This window comes from Parabacteroides vesiculifaciens (genome assembly GCF_049860805.1).
GTDB lineage: Bacteria > Bacteroidota > Bacteroidia > Bacteroidales > Tannerellaceae > Parabacteroides.
Map to the genome: position 1 here is coordinate 4,703,333 of NZ_CP187555.1, position 18,264 is coordinate 4,721,596.

An 18,264-nucleotide genomic window follows, 5' to 3' on the forward strand; every position below is an offset into this window, starting at 1 on the left:
TGAAATCAGTTTCGGGGGGGAAAAGGACAGGAGAGGCGGAAAAGGCACTCTATTGTTTTTGGGGAACGGGAGAGGCTGTCTTTTTATATACTCCATGTGCTACACGCATGAAATACAAAGGAGTGAGCTTGTTTATGAAACGCCTTACACTCCGTTTCGACATCCCTTCCGACTCGCCCGAGAGGTAAGCATCTTGCAGGGTAAAAAGCTCCGGCAGCTTCTCTAACAGCCGGCGCGATTTGAGCGGGAAAGAAAGTTCGGGGGCGGTCTCGTCACGACGAAGCCCGGTCAGCAGCAGGCGGCTGTGCTCGAGGCAGGTTCCGGCGATCGAGAGGGCCGCCCGGAAATACTCGTCCGTGCAGTATTGCTGTTTCATCCCGTAGCCCGCCGCCCCGCAGCGCAGAGCGGTGAAGACCATGCAGAGGCGGAACGTGATCAGCCCGTAGCGCTTCACGACCCCGATGAACTCCTCGTCGCCAAACAAATCCGCCTCATGCAGCCATGCCGTGAAACGCCGGTTCAGCTCCCGCCATTGCGCGGACGTCAGGCATACCTGCAACGGACGCTTGCGGAGCGTCAAGGCAACCTCCATCACCTGCTGCGACAGTTCGGACAACTTCTTTTCCATCTCCATCCCGTCGCCTTCGGGCGAGACATCCTGCCAGGCTGCCTCGTTGCGGCACGTGTAAAGGAGCAGGCGGCTCACAAGCCCGCTCTCGGCATCGGGCACTAAGCGGGGGAACTGTCCCGGTGTGCCGGCTAAGAGCAACGCCAGGCGAGGACGTTCGATGCGGATCAGCTCGTTGTCCGTCTTGCGCGACGAAGCGACCGGTTCGTGGTGGAACGCCTTGCGGAGCAGGTCGTCGAACATCCCGAAGTCCAGTTTGCTCGCCGAAACGATCGTGTCGATCTCGCTGTCTGCCATCAGCCCGCCGATGCTGCCGTTGTCGCGCAGGTGGACGAGCAGTTTCGCTTTCGTGATCTGTGTCGGGATATTCAGGTAAACTGTGCTGGCAGGTTTCGGGGCGTCTTTCACCGTGACCGCCTGGCGGTTCTTGTGCGCTTCCGCCTTCTTCAGTTCCCATTCCTCCAAAGCCTGCAAGTATTCTTCCTCGGCACGCCCTGTCTCCGCCTCGATCAGTTCCGCATAGCGGTCGGCTAAGTGGCGCATATCGTTGATGCACCCCTTCCCGTTGGCAGCCGGAGCCACTTCGACGGTGAACAGGTGGGGGTAGACGTGTTTGCGGTGGTAGATGCCGAACACCTCCGGCAGGCAGGCGCTCAACACGGTGCAGGCCCCTAAGAGCGCCATGTCCCGTTCACGGCGTTGCGGGTAGAAGGCGACAGCTTCGCGGATCAGCGGCGGGATCAATCCGTATAGCTCTTCGGGCAGGAAAGGAGTCTGTTCGCGGAGCCTCTCGCCAGACTCTTCGGGGTCGGGCTCATACCCTTCCGCGTCCGGAAATGTAGAGAGTGCCTTTTCAGCCTTTTTGTGTCCTTTTACATTGCCGGAAGTTGCATGCTCGTTTGCATTCCCCTGATAAGCAGAAGATAACGCCTGGCTGATTTCCGCCGCCGTAAAATCCGGTGCTTGCAAGCGGAGCGTGCAGCAAGCGACCGTTTCGGCATATGAAAAGCCCCTCCGGTTCGCCTCGCAACCGAGGCGGTAGACCGTCTGGTTGCGCGCCCCTGCCAACGGCGGGTTACGGTCGAGGAAACGTCCGACAAACGCTTCGACACCCTTTTCGGCCGGTTGCTGTTCGGGGACGTGGAAGACTTCCGCCTCCGGGTTGTAATACGCCTCCTCGTCGTCACTCACGTAACAGCAGCGGCTGATGTCCTTGCATTTGGCATCGCTCGCCACATCGCCCGCCTTCTCGTAGAAGGCGGCGATGGTCCGGTAGGCTTCGCGGTGGTGTTCGGCGCTGCTGTCGACCCGGACGAATACCTTCAGGCCGTGCCCGCCGGGACTGACGAACATCGCCAGCGTGTAGCGCAGCATCCGGAGGACGGCGATCAGTGCCGCAAGGTCTTTCACATGATCGAAATCCAGCCCGACGATCTTGCTGTATTCCTGTAACGCGTCGGCCTTATGTCCGCCCTTGAACACCCCCGAAGGGGTGAATCCAGGCAATCCGCCTTTCAACTTCCGGGCTTCTTCGGCCTTCCCTTCCGCCAGGGCGGTACGGTAGGCAGTGATTTCAGCTACCCACCGGCGACGGCGGATCAGGATGATGATCTCTTCGAAGGTTAACACTTGGCACTCGGTCCGGTACAGGCTGGCGTAAAAAGAAACTTGTTCTTGCTTTTCCATTTGATATTACATTTAAGGCAAAAAAGATTGCCGGTTGATATTATACACCAAAGGTAAGCGTTGCAAATTGTGCCGGCAACCCTATCCCGGAGCCTATGCGTTGAGCTGTATGTCGCTGTTTAATAATCTGATAGAGATTACGATTCCGATAGAAGGATATTATTTTCGCGAGGTCTTATTTTTGATATTTAACACTTCATACAATAGTTCCTTGTCTTTGGAATAGTAATACTTGGCCAGCGTCGTGACCGACACGCCGAAGCGGAAGATGATTTGCATCGCTCTAAAGAGCAGTGCCGCCTTTCCCTCGTCTTCCGAAAACTCCGGCAAGTTGCGTATCCCGCTGAAATATTCGACAAGTGGACGTGCGTCTTCCACCGGAATCCGTCTGTCTTCCACTCCCGCGACCTCTTCAAGCAACGTCTGTATCCTGTTGCGGCAGGTACGGATGGCTTTCTCTGTGTAGTGGGTCGGGTTCCGGTCTGTCTCTTGTTTCAACTTGTACTTTTCCAGGCGGGTGTACAACTCCGCCATTTCCTGTGCTTTCTTGGAAAGCTTCTGTTTTTTTTGATCATATGTTTATTATTTTTTTGCTTTCTTTTTGACCGTCTGCTTCAGCAGACTGCAAAAGAAAATGGATAAGGGGGGCGGTTGATAGCGACACTGTCTTGGGGCTGTAAGCTGATTTATGTGTGTGATAGAATGACATGGTTGTCCGAAATGATTGTCGTTCTGTAGGGGCAGGTTCTAAACCTGCCCGATATTGACAAATGTACACATTGCTGCAATCGGGCGGGTTTAGAACCCGCCCCTACAGGGACACTCCTCCATGTTATATGCCGGCAAAGGCGACCCCGTAACCGGAATAAATTTTTACCCGCGGGCGTAAAATTTATTCCGGTTACGGCATAAGTCCTAAAACAACGAAGCCCCGGAGATAGTATCACCTCCGGGGCTTGTTTTGTGTATGCTTTCCTCCTTCACAGGGGTACTGGCTACTTGAACTTTTAAATTCAATATACTTTAGTATTATTAATATTAAATCCGGTTGCCTGTTCACCTGTCGCAGGGTAATTGGAGGATTAATCCGCGCAACCGAAGAATTATTTGATTATAAAATTTTAGTACCAATCATTACTTGATGATAGCTTTAACAGCTTCTTCACCTTCAACAGCTACTACGACTACACCCTGAGGAGCAGCGATTACAGCATTGTCAGATGCGATAACTGTGTTGGCAACTACCTGGCCAAGAACATTGCTTACGACAACCTTCTTACCCTGAGCACCAGCGATTGTTACTTGACCTTCGCCAGCAATAACAGTTACTTCAGATGTTGCGATCTTTTCGTTGTCCGTCGGAGTCAGATCGGTTGTATTTACGTTGAACAACTGAGCCTGTTCTCTGTTACCCAATACCAAGATACCGTTCAGATAGCTTACATATTTGCTACCATTTGCATCAGCAGCAGTTTCAATTCTGTAAGTACCGTCGCTTTCGATTGCGAATGCCCAAGTAGCAGGAGTTACACCCTTGTTACCTACAACATCGATTGTGTCTGTATCAACCGGTTTTACTTTAGAGATAGCCAAAGAATCGTTTTCGCCGAATTCAACGCGCTGTGCGTGAACAAAGCCGATACGAGTCAAGTTATCCTGTTCATATTTAACTGTGTCGTTGCTGCGTTTTGCAACAATAGAGTCGTTATAGCTTACCATGTATGCTTTTTCATCAAATGAACCAGTCTTTTCTACGTCGATCGGTTTTGTGATGTAGTAAGCATAGCGGATGTTGTTCTTACGATTTACATAAGCAGTGTCCAGACCCAAAACGAAATCATTGTCAGTTGCAGCAGCCTTCAGATCCAAACCTGTACGTTTAACTACAGCGAACGGTTTAACAGCAGTTACCTTAGAAGCAGGGTCACCATCCAGAGAGATGATTACACTTGTAGGTTCTGTGATTTCGAAGTTCTTGTAAATGTCGGTAGAATTGTCTGTCAAATCATAAACAAATGCAGTTGCTTCATCCAAGTTAACGGCTACAGCCTGTCCATTCTGGTTGTAAGAAACCTTCTTGCTTGTCTGATAAGTCTTGGAAGATGCATCGTAAGCACCAATCAATACTTCATATTCGTTAGCTTCGTTGTTTACATTTCTGAATTGGAGCAACAGGTTAGTCGGAACTTTTGTTACAACCAGTTCGTTGTCTTCATTTACATCCAGATACAAAGTATCTTTTCCGTCTTTAGCATACAGCTGATAATACTGTTTTTCCAGATTCTTGTCGTTCATGTCATAAGCAGAAGTAACTTCTTTCTTATTTTCATCCAGCATAGCCTTCAAGCCTAAAGCCTTAGTCTGGTCTTTAGCAGCAACCAATGTAGAATCAGCATTACCGTCGAATGTCAGGAAGAACGGAACTTCAGGATTTGCATAGTTGATAGCAGACAATACATAGTCAGAGATCTGCTGGATCGGTTCTGTAATGAACTTGTAACCCAGGTGTTCGTCTTTTGCATCAGCGATTTCTACCAGCTGGAATGTATCACGTGCAGATGTAGTATAGATCATATCTTTTTCTTCACCTACGACATACAGTTTCTGGCCTTTGACTACACTTGCAGCGAAGTCACGGTTGTCCAAAGAATAGATATTACCATTCTTAGTTGCAACGAACTGGGTTCCCGGAACATTTTCATAAGCAACTTTTGCCCATGTCGTAAAGTCTGCCGGAGTTGATACGCGATATTTACCTTCTTTTTCAGAAGCCTTTGTCTTTTCAACTACGAAATAGATAGCGCCATCTTTTACCAGAGTAGCTAACTTCGGTTCTGTGAAAGAGATCTTCGTGTTCTTAACAGCATCTTCATTTTCTTTGTCTGCAAGAAGAACTGAAGCCTCACGGGAGTTACCTAATGTACGGATAACAACGTTCTTGCCTGGTGCAAAGGAAGCAATAGCATCTGTTGCATCACTATAATATTTTGCAGGATTAGCCGGTTCTTTCCAAGCGTTTGCATAAATAAGGATAGAGTCACCCTGTTCTACATCCTTGATTTCAACATCCATCTTGAACAAAGCCGGAGTAGCCCATTCGCCTAAGTTCGGAACAAGGATTACTTCCATTTTTGTTTCATCAAATTCATAATCATCGGCTGTTACATCAACAGCTGACATATCATCAGACTTAACAACAACTTCATTCAACTTAGTTGTACCCAAAGACATATACTTTTCTTTAGATGCTACGTAAGCAGTGTCAACTACTACATAAGTATCTTTTTCTCCTACAACTGCATAAGGATAATAATCTTTAGCTGTAATGGCAGCAGAAGCCGTAACAGAAACAACGTCGTCTGCAACCAATGCTTCCAATGTTTTTTGATGAGCGTCAGCATAACCGGCAGCTAAAGCTTTCAATGCTTTATCAGCAGCAACCTTTTCTACTGTATAATCTGTATAGTCAACTTTGTCGGCAGCAATACGATAAATACCTGTTGCAAAATTATCAACAGCAGCCTTTACCTTTACGATAGCAGCAGAAGCAGCCAATTTGTCAATTTCTTTAACAGCTGCATCGCGGGCGTCTGTTACTTTTTTAAGTTTAGCGGCAGCATCTTTTACTTTATATACTTCGGGAGCACCGGCAGCAGCTACATTTTCGTATTTGTTACCTGCATCATTACCCTGAGTTAAAAGAGCAGCAACTGCTTTTGCAACTGTACCATCGGCAATAAACAGTTCCTTTACTTTATCTTCAGCAAGAAGAGCTGAAGTAGTTGTAATATCGGCTTTATTCGGAGCTTTAGCTGCAATAGTTCCTGCTTCAGCAGCTGTTTCGTTCATAGCTGTTGTAATTTCAGCTACATAAGCATTGACAGCGCCTTTGAAGTCTGCAACATCCGATACGACTTCATTAGCAGCTTTCAATGCAGCATCAAATTTTGCCATATCGTATTTTGCAGCAGAATATACAGCATTCTCAACAGCCTGCAATTCACCTGCAGAGAACGGGTTCGTAAACTTCGCATTGTCGGTGATGTCTTTGCTGAAGAACAACTGGAATGCTTCGTTACCGATTGCGTTCAACATAGGAGCCGACATTGTAACAGATGATGCTGTTAATGCAGCAACTGCAGGTGTAGCCTTTGTACCAGTAAACGTCAACTTTTTAACAGCCGCATCCAACTCTGCAGAAGTCTTAATATCCTTTGCATCTACTGTCGCACACATCAATTTGATTACATCGCCAACTGTATTCAGCTGGTAACCTACCACTTTCTTAGCAGCAGCATCATAATATGCGGCAGGGGCAAAATCAATGTCACCCAGGGTTACTTCCCCATCCACATATTTGTCTGCAGTAACAGTCGCAATATACTGGACACCCGGTGCAACCACTGCGCCCGGTGCATAGTATTCCGACTTGTTGGCTGCAGCATCAGCCTTTGTTAAAGCCACAGGACCATTCACCTTGTTTTCAACGCTTACATAATAACCTGCAATCAAGCCATTAGCGTCTTTGTAAGGAGTCAAATTCAGTTTCCACAAAGTCTTGTTGTACTTTTCCAAAGTAGGTACATTTTCCGATGTTGGATCGTCTGCCAAAGCCAAACTGTCGCGAGTAGCACCTTCTCCTACAGTCAAGTACTTGTCTGATCCTACTTTAATCTGGATATACTCTCCAACAGGATAAGCATCAGCCATCGCATTGAAGGAAAATCCACCTGCTACCAGAGCGGTAGCCAAAAGAGTAGAAAATCTTTTGTTCATAATTCTAAAATGTTTAATTAATAAATAGTATATCTATATGTATTCAATCTTTCGATAGCCCTTGTTTTACAAGAGTTAACTAAATTCCTGTATAATGACGAGGGAAAACGTACGTTTTTTTTAGTCATTTTTCCGGGGGCATTGAGAGCGTTTGTATAGGAAAGAAGGTTTTTCGTACTGGTTATGCTATCTAATTGATAAGAAAGAATATAGAAAAGGAAAATTTATAGGGAGAAAGGATTGCAAGTTTAAAAAGTAGTTGTATTTTTGTAGCTGAAAAATGACGAATTTAAACGTACGTTTTCATTAGTCATTTTGAAAGTCACACCTATCTTTGTCATATCCAATTACTTACAATCATAAAAACAGCCTAAAACAAACCGAAATCCCCGTCTTTTTATATAATGTACATATGTACCTATATTTGCATATAAATCAAAGTCTATCAACTATATACGTAATATCCGCAAATAACCCGTCCCTACTTTCAAAATAGCCCAAATCGGCCTTTTTCAGGAATACTCCGCTTTGCATTGTTCCCTTGTTGTTAACAAAACTAAAACATAAGCGGGGAAGGAAGCTCTTTCTTCTCTATAGCCCCGATGAATGTTTACCTTAAAGTAATTCCCTGATATTGCGAATTGTCTTGCCTTTTCGTATCTTTGTGGCATAGGTAGGGATAACTCCTTGCTTGAGAAATTGAACAATATAAAAAAGATAGCTGCCGTATTCTGATGGCAGGGCTTCGAGTGTACGGTTGTGCCTTTCAAAAACAACTATCTTTGCTAAAAACGTATGTGACATGAAAACAACATCGGAATATCTTTCTATTCTAAAAAACTATAAGGCTTCGCAGGCCGGAAAGTATGGCATTACTCGCATGGGGATATTTGGCTCTGTCGCGCGTGGTGAACAAAAAGAGGATAGTGACATTGATATTTGCTATGAAGGAAAAGCTCCTTCTTTATTGACTTTAGACAAGATACAGTCGGAGCTAAAGAGCCTGTTCGGGTGTTCTGTCGACTTGGTGCGTATGCGTGAGCATATGAATGATTATCTAAAAGAACGCATAACAAAGGAGGCTATTTATGTTTGACCGGAGATTGGCAGTTGAATGCTTGTTGAATATAAAGAGAGCATTGGAGACTATTGAAACTCGGGCTGATGTTGTTCGGGATGTGAATGACTTTCTTTGTTCTCCAGATGGAATGCTGAGGTTGGATGCGATCTGCATGAACTTGATTGCATTGGGCGAATCGGTGAAAAACTTTGATAAAATAACAAAAGGAGAAATTCTGCCTCATTATCCTGAAATTTATTGGAAAGGAGTTATGCAGATACGGGATAAGATAGCGCATCATTATTTTGATGTGGATGCTGAAATTGTCTTTGCTACGATTAAAGAAGATATCCCTTGTTTATTGCCAACTGTCGAAAAAATAATTCAAGACGCCGACAAATTATTCTTTTGAAGATTTCTTCCCTGCAGGCTTTGGACGTGTTTTATATGTCAAAGGTATGTGATCGCATCCATGATCCTGAAGAAGAACTTTATACTTTCAGCGACGAATACATTGCCGACGAAGTCATGCTGGAGCTTCAGCAAGCATCTTATTATTGATTACCTTCTTTTTTGAAACTTCGTTATCATTCCTAAAAAAACACCCTCCATTGCGCTCATTTGAAACAAGTTATTGAATATTCTGCTTATATTTGCAAGTTATCAACAGATTAGGTGACTTTTCAACAAAACAGGCATTGTTTTGCTTAAACTGATTTGTGTTAGGTTTTTAATGTTTAGTTTTGCCCCGAATAAATAGACAAAGTATGGGAAAGATTATCGCTTTAGCAAATCAGAAAGGTGGGGTAGGTAAGACTACCACTACGATTAATCTGGCTGCGTCGCTGGCTGCACTCGAGAAAAAGGTGCTGGTGGTGGATGCGGATCCGCAGGCTAACGCTTCGTCGGGACTGGGTGTGGATATCCGGAATGTGGAATTGTCCATCTACGAATGCCTGGTGAATGGCGACGACCCGAAAGGCGCTATTACCAATACTGAGGTGGAGGGGCTGGATATTATCCCTTCCCACATCGACCTGGTAGGTGCGGAGATTGAAATGCTGAACATGGAGAACCGGGAACAGATACTTAAGCAAGTACTGGTTCCGCTGAAAGACCGGTATGATTACATCCTGATCGACTGTTCTCCCTCTTTGGGACTGATCACGGTTAACGCCTTGACGGCTGCCGATTCGGTGATGATACCCGTTCAATGCGAGTATTTTGCTCTGGAAGGTATTAGTAAGCTGTTGAATACGATAAAGATTATCAAATCGAAGCTGAATCCTGCACTGGAAATCGAAGGCTTCCTGCTGACCATGTACGACTCGCGTCTCCGTCTGGCCAACCAGATTTACGAAGAAGTGAAGCGTCCGTTCCGGGACCTGGTTTTCACGACCGTTATTCAGCGTAATGTCAAATTAAGCGAGGCTTCCAGTTATGGCAAACCCGTATTACTCTACGATGCCGAATCGAAGGGAGCTCTTAATCACATGCAGCTCGCACAAGAGCTGATAGATAAAAACAAATAGATTTATGATTTATGATTTATGGTTTGAAAAGACAAACAAATCATAAATCATAAATCATAAATCATAAATTCGAAAGTTTATGGTAATGAAAAGATCGGCTCTTGGCCGCGGATTGGATGCTTTGATAACGATGGACGACCTGAAAACGGGCGGCTCATCGTCTATTAGTGAAATAGAACTGAGTAAAATCCAGCCCAATCCGGATCAACCCCGTTCTGTTTTTGAGGAAGAGACGCTCGAGGAGCTGGCTACTTCCATCCGTTCACTGGGCGTCATCCAGCCGATCACGCTGAAAGAGACCGGGACGGACAAATATATGATTATCTCCGGCGAACGCCGGTATCGTGCCTCCCTGATGGCGGGACTGGAACGCATCCCTGCCTATATCAAAACCGCCGCAGACGAGAATATCGTCGAAATGGCACTGATCGAGAATATTCAGCGTGAAGACCTGAACTCGATTGAAATTGCACTGGCTTACCAGAAGCTGATCGACAGCTACGGCCTGACGCAGGAAAAGCTCAGTGAACGCGTCGGTAAGAAGCGGGCGACGATTGCCAATTACCTCCGCCTTTTGAAACTCCCTGCCGAGATACAGGTGGGACTGAAAGATAAAAAGATCGACATGGGGCATGCGCGGGCACTGTTGCCTGTCGAAGACCCGGAAGTGCAGTTGGCGCTTTACGAACAGATCCTGGCGGAAGGTTTGTCCGTCCGCAACGTCGAAGAAATAGTACGTGGCGGAGTGGATGCGGCTGTGCTGGAACAGGCTAAAAAGGGAAAGCCCGCCCAGCGGAAACCGAAACTTCCTGAGGAATTCAACTTACTGAAGGATCATCTGTCTAATTTCTTTAATACCAAGGTACAACTGGTATGCAACGATAAAGGAAAAGGTAAAATAACGATCCCCTTTGCATCGGAAGATGAATTGGAAAAACTGATCGGCTTGTTGGATAAGTTGAAATGAGAAACGGGAAAGCGATATTATTTATACTGGTTTTGTTGTGTGGCCCGATAGTGTCCGGCTATGCGCAGAGGGGGATAACGGCAAAGCAAGACACGGTGATCTCTTCCGATTCGATCGTTACGGCAGTGGTCCCCGGCGAAACAGCAAAGGCCGATTCGACGGTGAAGGCTGTGCTTTCGGCTGCCGACTCACTGCCTCAGCCGAAGGTGAAGCTTAAGGAATTCAAACCCGATCCTAACAAAGCGCTGCTTTATGCATTAGTGCCGGGTCTGGGACAGATATATAATAAGAAGTACTGGAAACTCCCGTTGGTGTATGGAGCCTTTATGGGGTGTATGTATGCCATCACTTGGAACAATAAGAATTATGGCGACTATTCGGATGCCTATTTTAATATTATGGCGGATTACCAAAAGGTATTGGAGGGGCAGCAAGAAGGCCATGAACCGTATACGGGGCCGTGGAGCGAGAGTTGGACGATCTTTGTCCCGTCGGGGCAGGAGAGTACTTACGTCTCGAATACCCAGTTCCAGGAAAACCTGAAGCGCCGGAAAGATTACTTTCGCCGTTACAGGGATTTGAGTATTATCATTACGGTCGGGGTATATGCGATCACTATTATCGATGCGTATGTGGATGCCCAGCTGTTTGATTTTGACATCTCTCCGGACCTGAGCATGCACTGGTCGCCGGAGGTAACCCCGAAGACCCGCTACACGCCGGGTTCGTATGGATTGAATTGCAGTTTTAAGTTCTAACATCATGAATAAAAACCTACTTATCCTATTCTGCCTGTTCTGCCTGATGCAGGTTTCCCGTGCACAGGACCCGATATTCGGCGAACCGCAGTATTCGACATTATCGACAGACTCGCTGTCTGACGTAGTGGGCTTGATACCTGAAAGCCTCGATGCAAACGTAGATAGTTTGCTTCATTCCTGGCACGTGCAATATTTCTCGAAGGTAGATGAATATTGCCACGATGATGCGGAGAATGTTTATTTCCCCGACTCTGTTTATGAAGAACGTTTGGAGCGTCTGCCGAGCGTGATCCGTTTGCCTTATAACGAGGTGGTGCGGGATTGCATCGATCTGTATGCAGGGCGCAAGCGTGATCTGGTACGCTATATGTTGGGTATGGCGGATTTCTATTTTCCTATTATCGAACAGGTGCTCGACAAGCATAACCTGCCTTTGGAGTTGAAGTACCTGGCGGTCGTGGAGAGCGCCTTGAACCCGGTCGCCCTTTCCCGTGTGGGGGCTTGCGGGCTTTGGCAGTTCATGCTTCCGACCGGCAAGATATATGGTTTGGAGATCAACAGCCTGCTGGACGAACGGCGTGATCCGGAAAAGGCGACTGAGGCGGCCTGTAAGTATTTTGAAGATATGTATGCCATCTATGGCGACTGGAACTTAGTGCTGGCTTCCTATAACTGCGGTCCGGGCAATGTGAACAAGGCGATCCGCCGTTCCGGGGGGAAGACCGATTTCTGGGAGATATTCCGCTATCTGCCCCGTGAAACCCGTTCGTATGTGCCGCTGTTTATCGCTGCCAATTATATCATGAATTACTATTGCGATCATAATATCTGCCCGATGCAGACCAGCCTCCCGTTGGCGACCGATACGGTTATGGTGAACAGTATGCTTCACCTGGAGCAGGTTTCCGATGTGCTGGGAGTCGACATCGAACAGCTTCGTGCGCTCAACCCGCAATACAAACGCGATATTATACCGGGGAATACGGAACCTTCCGTATTGAAACTACCGGCGTCCCAGACCTATGCGTTTGTCGACAAGGAGGACTCGGTCTATACACATCGTATAGAAGAGCTGCTGGCCAACTGTGTACCGGTCAACGCAACAGGAAGATCGAAGAATCTCACGCTCGAGAAGATTACCCATGTAGTTGCTTCCGGTGAAAATATCTATACCATCGCAAACCGTTACGGCGTCACTCCGAAAGATATCCGTAAATGGAACGGTTTAGGTTCCAACCGTGTAGCCAAAGGCCGTCGCCTGCGTTTGCATGTCGATAACGGAGGCGTTGCATTTGCTTCGGCCAAGGCAAAGAATGCCGAAAAGGCCGCATCGGCAAAAGCGGTGCAGAAGGCTACTCCTGTCGTTGCCAAGAGCAATCAGACGGCACGCGTCTCCAGCAAAAGTTTGACTTATAAAGTGCAGTCCGGCGACTCCCTTTACTCCATTGCCAAGAAGTATCCGGGAGTTTCAACAGACGATTTACAGAAAGCCAACGGGCTGACAAGTGCCGATATCCGGCCGGGGCAGGTCTTGAAAATACCGGTCGTTTAACTTTTTCTGTCGCTTTCGGGAATATATAAGCAAATATTTATATATATTTGCCTACATACACGTTTAAAATACGGAAGGGCATTCGATATGAGCGACATAAATGATACAAAAGACACAACGGACCTGCAGCCTGACCAGGAGGCGAAACCCGTTCTCTCGGCTGATGAACAGATGATTCAAGACGGCTTTGACGCGCTGTTGCAGGATTACCTTAAGTCCAACCATCGCCGCAAGGTGGAACGTATAACCAAGGCGTTCAACTTTGCGAACCAGGCGCACGCCGGCGTAAAGCGCCGTTCGGGCGAGCCTTACATTATGCACCCGATAGCCGTGGCCCGTATTGTCTGCCGCGAGATGGGGCTGGGGTCCACTTCCATCTGTTCGGCTTTGTTGCACGATGTGGTGGAAGATACCGAATATACGGTTGAGGATATTAAGGATATGTTCGGTGAGAAGATCGCCCAGATCGTGGACGGCCTGACGAAGATCTCCGGCGGTATCTTCGGTGAACAGGCATCGGCTCAGGCGGAGAATTTCCGTAAGCTGTTGCTGACGATGAGCGACGATATCCGGGTGATCCTGATCAAGATAGCCGACCGTCTCCATAATATGCGTACGTTGGGTTCGATGTTGCCGGCGAAGCAGTTCAAGATTGCCGGTGAAACGCTTTATCTATACGCCCCTCTGGCGCACCGTCTGGGGCTTTTCTCCATCAAGACGGAACTGGAAGACCTGAGTTTTAAGTATGAGCATCCGCAGGAATATGCCTTTATCAATCTGAAACTGAAGTCTACGGAGGCCGCCCGAAACACTTTGTTCGAGCACTTTGCCGTGCCGGTGGACAAGAAGTTGAAGGAGATGGGGCTCAACTATGAAATGCGTGCACGTGTGAAATCAGCCTATTCCATCTGGAACAAGATGGAGAGTAAAGGTGTCAGTTTTGAAGATATCTACGACATATATGCCGTCCGCATCATCTTCGACCCGCTGCCGGGTGTGGATGAGAAGAACCAGTGTTGGGATATCTATTCCGCTATCACGGATATCTACCGTATTCGCCCGGACCGCATCCGCGACTGGGTGAGCCGTCCCAAAGCCAACGGTTATCAGGCGTTGCACCTGACCGTGATGGGGCCTGACGGACAGTGGGTGGAGATACAGATCCGTAGCCGCCGTATGGACGAGATTGCCGAGAAAGGCTTTGCTGCTCATTGGAAATATAAGGAACACAGCGTTGAAGAAGATACGGAGCTCGACAAATGGTTGCAGACCATCACCGAGATCCTGGAAAGCCCGGACCCGAACGCCCTTGACTTTCTTGATACCATCAAACTGAACCTTTTTACCTCCGAGATATTTGTTTTTACCCCGAAAGGCGACATCAAGACTTTGCCGCAGGGAGCTACGGCTCTGGACTTCGGTTATGCGCTCCACTCGGATATCGGAAACAAATGTATCGGCGCCAAAGTCAACCACCGCTTGGTTCCGCTCAGCCATCAGCTGGCAAGTGGTGACCAGGTGGAGATTCTGACCTCCCGTTCGCAGAACCCGCAACCGGAATGGCTGAACTTCGTGACGACTGCAAGGGCACGCGCCAGGATCGACGCTTACTTGAAAAGGATTCGTAAGGAGGCTGCAAAAGAAGGCGAGATTAAGGTGATCGATGCTTTCAAACGCAACAATTTGGAGGCAAATACGTCTAATATCGACAAGTTATGTATGTATTTCGGTTTCTCCAAACGGGAAGAATTCTTTTACGCGGTAGAGAAAGGTGATGTGATCCTGCCCGAAAACATCCATAAACTGTTGAAGGAGAAAACGGACAATGTACTGTTCAAGTACGTCAAGCAAGCGCTCCGGGTAGCAACGAAGGCGACTACCGGTAAGAAAGAGGAAGAGGAACAAACGAAAGAGAAGCCGAAATATGACAAGAAGAAACCTTATATTCTGAAGGAAGAGGCTTTTGAACGCAATTACGTCATTGCCGATTGCTGTAAACCGATTCCGGGTGACGAGTCGCTGGGCTTTATCAACGACGATGGTAACGTGGTAGTCCACAAACGTTCCTGTCCGATCGCCATGCGCCTGAAGAGCAGTTTTGGCGAACGTATCTTGAATACGGAATGGAGCAGCCATCATTCTTCATTCGAGGCAACGCTCGAGATCAAGGGAATCGACTCTATGGGCGTGTTGAACACGATCACCCGCACGATTTCCGACGACTTCAATGTCAACATCATCCGTCTGTTGATCGAGGCGAAAGACGGTGTGTTCGAAGGAAGGGTGAAGATGAAAGTCCACGATGTGGAGGATATCCAGCGGATGTGTGTAGTCCTTTCAAAGATAAAGAATATCCAGTCGGTTGCCCGTGTGGCGGACTAAATAAAAAAAGCTATAGCTTTTCCGACGAAAGACTATAGCTTTTTGTTGAAAAGAGTATAGTCTTTTTCCCGAAAAGGCTATACTCTTTTTTCTTATGTGTCAGGACAAGGAAATCAGATAAGCCGTATAGCCGATGTAACAAGCTATCAGGGCGATTCCCTCTATCCGTGTAATCGTCCGTTTCTTAAAGAACCAACCGAAGATGTAGAGCAGCACGCAGGAGCCGGTCAGTACGCCGAAATCCAGATTCGTAATCCCCTGTATGTTTAACGGGCTGATAGTCGCGCTGCATCCTAATACGAAGAATATATTGAAAAGATTGGAGCCGATCACGTTTCCGATCGCCATCTCGGGATTCTTTTTCAGGGCTGCTACAACCGATGTCGCCAGTTCGGGAAGCGAAGTCCCTCCGGCAACCAGCGTCAGGCCGATAATCGATTCGCTGACTCCGAGGCCACGGGCGATTCCTGAAGCGCCGTTCACAAAGAACTGTCCTCCGTAGACCAATCCCGCCAGGCCGGCTGCGATGAACAGGACGGACTTCCATATTGGCATTTCCTTTATTTCGGATTCGCCTTCGCCGCTGCCGTTGCGGGCAATGGCAAACGTATATCCCAGAAAGATAAGGAAAAAGCAGAGCAGCAACATCCCGTCGCTACTGCTGATCGTGTTGGCCGTAGCCTTATTGATCAATACATCGTTTGCACAGATGAACAAAACGACGGAGGCCAGTATGCAAAGCGGTATCTCCTTGCTTAACGTCCCTTTCGTGACACTGATCGGAACGATAGCGGCCGTGCAGCCTACGATCATCAATGTGTTGAAGATATTGCTACCGACCACGTTCCCGATCGCCATGTCCGCACTCCCTTTCAGGGCGGAAACGATACTGACGGTCAGTTCGGGCGCTGATGTTCCGAAAGCAACGATCGTCAGGCCGATCACTAAGCTGGAGATGTGAAAGCGTTTGGCAACCGAAGCGGCTCCATCGGTCAGTGCGTTTGCACCGACCAGGATCAGGAGCAGTCCGCCAATCAAAAGAACGATGTTCATCAGAAAGGCAGATCGTCGATCGGGTTAGCCGGACCGAAATCAGGAGCGGCAGATATTGCAGGAGCAGAAGCCGGTACGGCATTCTCGGGCGTCATGGCACCCGGTGCAGACTGGGGAGCTGCCGCCATCGGGCGTTCCACTTTCCAAGCACTGATATTGGTAAACCAACGTCCCTGATATTCGCGGCTGTCTATGTCGAAAAATACTGTAAGTTCTTCTCCGGGCTGTATAGCTGCCTGGTCGATGCGGTCTGCACCGAAAATCTGGAAGCATACTTTCTTAGGGTATTGGTCATGTGTTTCCAGGACATATTCCTGCTTCTTCCACTCGTTTCCGTTTTTGCTGATACCGCCTTGAACAGGCAGTACGGCGATGATTCTTCCCGTAATTTCCATGTTTCTTGTTTTTATTAAATTGCTGCGAAGGTACGATTTTCCGGCGTAACAAGCTAATTCTTTAAAGTCGTTTTTATATGTAAAGGACTATTTGGGAACTTCTAACGCTTCGAATGCCTCTTTCATGGCGAGTAGTTCTTCCTTGATCTGCTTCAACCTGTTTACGATCTCTTCGTGGCGTATCGTCGTTTCCGGGTTCTCTTTCAGCTTTTGCCGGGCGCCTGCCAGTGTCATTCCCCTTTCTTTCACCAAGTGGTAGACTAAACGTATCGCGTCGATGTCTTCCTGCCGATAGGAGCGGGTCCCTTTACCCGTTTTGCGCGGGCGTATCTGGTCGAATTCCTTCTCCCAGAAGCGCAGGGTCGACTCGTTGACGTCGAACATCTGCGCCACCTCGCTGATGGAGAAAAAGAGCTTTAGATTTTTATCTTTATTTAATGCCATCGTATTAAACAATGTTTAATCCATAACCTGGCCGTGATTTTCGGCAATCTGTATCATACGGTCGTATTCTTCCGGAGTCAGGTCCATATAGTAGTATTTGGACGGGTTGTCGTGTTTGCCACGGACAATCACCTCGTAGTGAAGGTGCGGGCCGGTAGACTTTCCGGTGTTACCCACTTCTCCGATCACTTCTCCGCGCTTTACTTTCTGCCCGACGCGTGCACGGAACTTGCTCATGTGGCCGTAAAGCGTCTGGAATCCATGCCCGTGGTTGATCATCAGGCAGTTCCCGTATCCCTGTTTCCAGGCGGCAAAGGTAACGACGCCATCACCGGTCGCATAGATCTCCGTACCTACTTTGGCGGAAAAGTCCATGCCGGAGTGGAAGCGGGGAGTACGGTAGATCGGGTCGATACGCACACCGTAACCGGATGCCGTACGTTTCAGGTCCTTATTCGCAATCGGCTGTATCGCGGGAATGCACTTGCTTCGTTCTTCCTGGTTCTTACCCAATGTGATGAGTTCCTCCAGCGAGTTGGACTGGATGTAGAGCTGCTTGCTCAGCATATCCATCTTCTGGGTGGTCGAAACTATCAGTTCGGGATTGGACAGGCTCATCAGATGCTCATACCGGTTGGTCCCGCCGAAGCCGGACTTGCGGACGGATTCGGGGATCGATTCCGCCTGAAAGATTGCCCGGTAGAGGTTTTCGTCGCGTTGTTGTATATCATCCAATACTTCCAGCGCATTGGTCAGACGTAACGAAAGTACCTCATATTGAGTTTGTAACAGCTTGTTTTCTTTCTTCAGTAGCGATTCTACTGGCGAATCGAACGTGCGGGAAAAGATAAAGAAAATGCCTACGCCGATCACGATACCGATACTCAGGTGGCGGAGCACACCGAAAAAACGGTCTTTGGCGGAGGGGTAAACGCGCTCGTAACTGAGCGTGTTGGGGTTATATAAGTAATATGTTTTTCTGCTTTTAAATAGTTTCATCAAATATTTTCTTGCTTGGATACGTGCAA

14 protein-coding genes are annotated in these 18,264 nt (G+C 47.7%); 7 read left to right on the forward strand and 7 right to left on the reverse strand.

Features of this window, described 5'->3' with window-relative positions; translation table 11 throughout:
• Window positions 1-49 precede the first annotated feature (49 nt).
• The 3 genes from ACPYIV_RS18840 to ACPYIV_RS18850 all read right to left on the reverse strand — a co-directional run bounded on the left by ACPYIV_RS18840 (window position 50) and on the right by ACPYIV_RS18850 (window position 7,090).
• Entirely contained in the window at window positions 50-2,314 is a 2,265-nt protein-coding gene (locus ACPYIV_RS18840; RefSeq protein WP_425884581.1) for a DUF3987 domain-containing protein, read from the reverse strand.
• A gap of 159 nt (window positions 2,315-2,473) precedes the next feature.
• Complete coding sequence (locus ACPYIV_RS18845; RefSeq protein WP_425884583.1) at window positions 2,474-2,848, reverse strand: hypothetical protein; 375 nt, start codon at window positions 2,846-2,848, stop codon at window positions 2,474-2,476.
• A gap of 600 nt (window positions 2,849-3,448) precedes the next feature.
• Complete coding sequence (locus tag ACPYIV_RS18850; protein ID WP_425884585.1) at window positions 3,449-7,090, reverse strand: DUF6383 domain-containing protein; 3,642 nt, start codon at window positions 7,088-7,090, stop codon at window positions 3,449-3,451.
• A gap of 802 nt (window positions 7,091-7,892) precedes the next feature.
• Here ACPYIV_RS18850 and ACPYIV_RS18855 point away from each other — a divergent pair.
• The 7 genes from ACPYIV_RS18855 (at window position 7,893) to ACPYIV_RS18885 (ending at window position 15,344) form a co-directional block, all read left to right on the forward strand.
• Window positions 7,893-8,186, forward strand: coding sequence for a nucleotidyltransferase family protein (locus ACPYIV_RS18855; RefSeq protein ID WP_293733455.1), 294 nt, complete (start codon window positions 7,893-7,895; stop codon window positions 8,184-8,186).
• Window positions 8,179-8,562 carry a HepT-like ribonuclease domain-containing protein gene (locus ACPYIV_RS18860; protein ID WP_293733456.1) on the forward strand — a complete coding sequence of 128 codons (384 nt, stop codon included), beginning with the start codon at window positions 8,179-8,181 and terminating at the stop codon, window positions 8,560-8,562. The genes ACPYIV_RS18855 and ACPYIV_RS18860 overlap by 8 nt, the downstream gene beginning before the upstream one ends.
• A gap of 355 nt (window positions 8,563-8,917) precedes the next feature.
• A complete protein-coding gene (locus ACPYIV_RS18865; RefSeq protein WP_115500378.1) occupies window positions 8,918-9,682 on the forward strand; it encodes a ParA family protein in 765 nt (254 codons plus the stop codon).
• A gap of 79 nt (window positions 9,683-9,761) precedes the next feature.
• Window positions 9,762-10,649, forward strand: coding sequence for a ParB/RepB/Spo0J family partition protein (locus ACPYIV_RS18870; protein WP_425884589.1), 888 nt, complete (start codon window positions 9,762-9,764; stop codon window positions 10,647-10,649).
• Window positions 10,646-11,407, forward strand: coding sequence for a DUF5683 domain-containing protein (locus ACPYIV_RS18875; RefSeq protein ID WP_293739276.1), 762 nt, complete (start codon window positions 10,646-10,648; stop codon window positions 11,405-11,407). Before ACPYIV_RS18870 ends, ACPYIV_RS18875 begins: the two co-directional genes overlap by 4 nt.
• A 4-nt stretch (window positions 11,408-11,411) precedes the next feature.
• Window positions 11,412-12,962 (forward strand): LysM peptidoglycan-binding domain-containing protein, encoded by a 1,551-nt coding sequence (locus ACPYIV_RS18880; RefSeq protein WP_425884591.1) that lies wholly within the window; start codon window positions 11,412-11,414, stop codon window positions 12,960-12,962.
• Window positions 12,963-13,049: 87 nt separating this feature from the next.
• Window positions 13,050-15,344 (forward strand): RelA/SpoT family protein, encoded by a 2,295-nt coding sequence (locus ACPYIV_RS18885; protein WP_293733460.1) that lies wholly within the window; start codon window positions 13,050-13,052, stop codon window positions 15,342-15,344.
• Window positions 15,345-15,443: 99 nt separating this feature from the next.
• On the opposite strand, the gene ACPYIV_RS18890 is transcribed toward ACPYIV_RS18885, so the two are convergent.
• From ACPYIV_RS18890 to ACPYIV_RS18905, 4 genes are all read right to left on the reverse strand, one after another.
• Entirely contained in the window at window positions 15,444-16,397 is a 954-nt protein-coding gene (locus tag ACPYIV_RS18890; protein WP_425884594.1) for a calcium/sodium antiporter, read from the reverse strand.
• Window positions 16,397-16,792 carry a DUF3127 domain-containing protein gene (locus ACPYIV_RS18895; RefSeq protein ID WP_293739274.1) on the reverse strand — a complete coding sequence of 132 codons (396 nt, stop codon included), beginning with the start codon at window positions 16,790-16,792 and terminating at the stop codon, window positions 16,397-16,399. The genes ACPYIV_RS18890 and ACPYIV_RS18895 overlap by 1 nt, the downstream gene beginning before the upstream one ends.
• Window positions 16,793-16,879: 87 nt before the next feature.
• On the reverse strand, window positions 16,880-17,236 hold the full coding sequence (locus ACPYIV_RS18900) for a MerR family transcriptional regulator (protein WP_293733463.1): 357 nt from the start codon (window positions 17,234-17,236) through the stop codon (window positions 16,880-16,882).
• A gap of 15 nt (window positions 17,237-17,251) precedes the next feature.
• On the reverse strand, window positions 17,252-18,235 hold the full coding sequence (locus tag ACPYIV_RS18905) for a M23 family metallopeptidase (protein ID WP_293733464.1): 984 nt from the start codon (window positions 18,233-18,235) through the stop codon (window positions 17,252-17,254).
• Between the last annotated feature and the right edge of the window lie 29 nt (window positions 18,236-18,264).

Coding starts and splice junctions, on each gene's coding strand:
- ACPYIV_RS18840 (WP_425884581.1), bottom strand. CDS start 2,314: ATGGAAAAGCAAGAACAAGTTTCTTTTTACGCCAGCCTGTACCGGACC.
- ACPYIV_RS18845 (WP_425884583.1), bottom strand. CDS start 2,848: ATGGCGGAGTTGTACACCCGCCTGGAAAAGTACAAGTTGAAACAAGAG.
- ACPYIV_RS18850 (WP_425884585.1), bottom strand. CDS start 7,090: ATGAACAAAAGATTTTCTACTCTTTTGGCTACCGCTCTGGTAGCAGGT.
- ACPYIV_RS18855 (WP_293733455.1), top strand. CDS start 7,893: ATGAAAACAACATCGGAATATCTTTCTATTCTAAAAAACTATAAGGCT.
- ACPYIV_RS18860 (WP_293733456.1), top strand. CDS start 8,179: ATGTTTGACCGGAGATTGGCAGTTGAATGCTTGTTGAATATAAAGAGA.
- ACPYIV_RS18865 (WP_115500378.1), top strand. CDS start 8,918: ATGGGAAAGATTATCGCTTTAGCAAATCAGAAAGGTGGGGTAGGTAAG.
- ACPYIV_RS18870 (WP_425884589.1), top strand. CDS start 9,762: ATGGTAATGAAAAGATCGGCTCTTGGCCGCGGATTGGATGCTTTGATA.
- ACPYIV_RS18875 (WP_293739276.1), top strand. CDS start 10,646: ATGAGAAACGGGAAAGCGATATTATTTATACTGGTTTTGTTGTGTGGC.
- ACPYIV_RS18880 (WP_425884591.1), top strand. CDS start 11,412: ATGAATAAAAACCTACTTATCCTATTCTGCCTGTTCTGCCTGATGCAG.
- ACPYIV_RS18885 (WP_293733460.1), top strand. CDS start 13,050: ATGAGCGACATAAATGATACAAAAGACACAACGGACCTGCAGCCTGAC.
- ACPYIV_RS18890 (WP_425884594.1), bottom strand. CDS start 16,397: ATGAACATCGTTCTTTTGATTGGCGGACTGCTCCTGATCCTGGTCGGT.
- ACPYIV_RS18895 (WP_293739274.1), bottom strand. CDS start 16,792: ATGGAAATTACGGGAAGAATCATCGCCGTACTGCCTGTTCAAGGCGGT.
- ACPYIV_RS18900 (WP_293733463.1), bottom strand. CDS start 17,236: ATGGCATTAAATAAAGATAAAAATCTAAAGCTCTTTTTCTCCATCAGC.
- ACPYIV_RS18905 (WP_293733464.1), bottom strand. CDS start 18,235: ATGAAACTATTTAAAAGCAGAAAAACATATTACTTATATAACCCCAAC.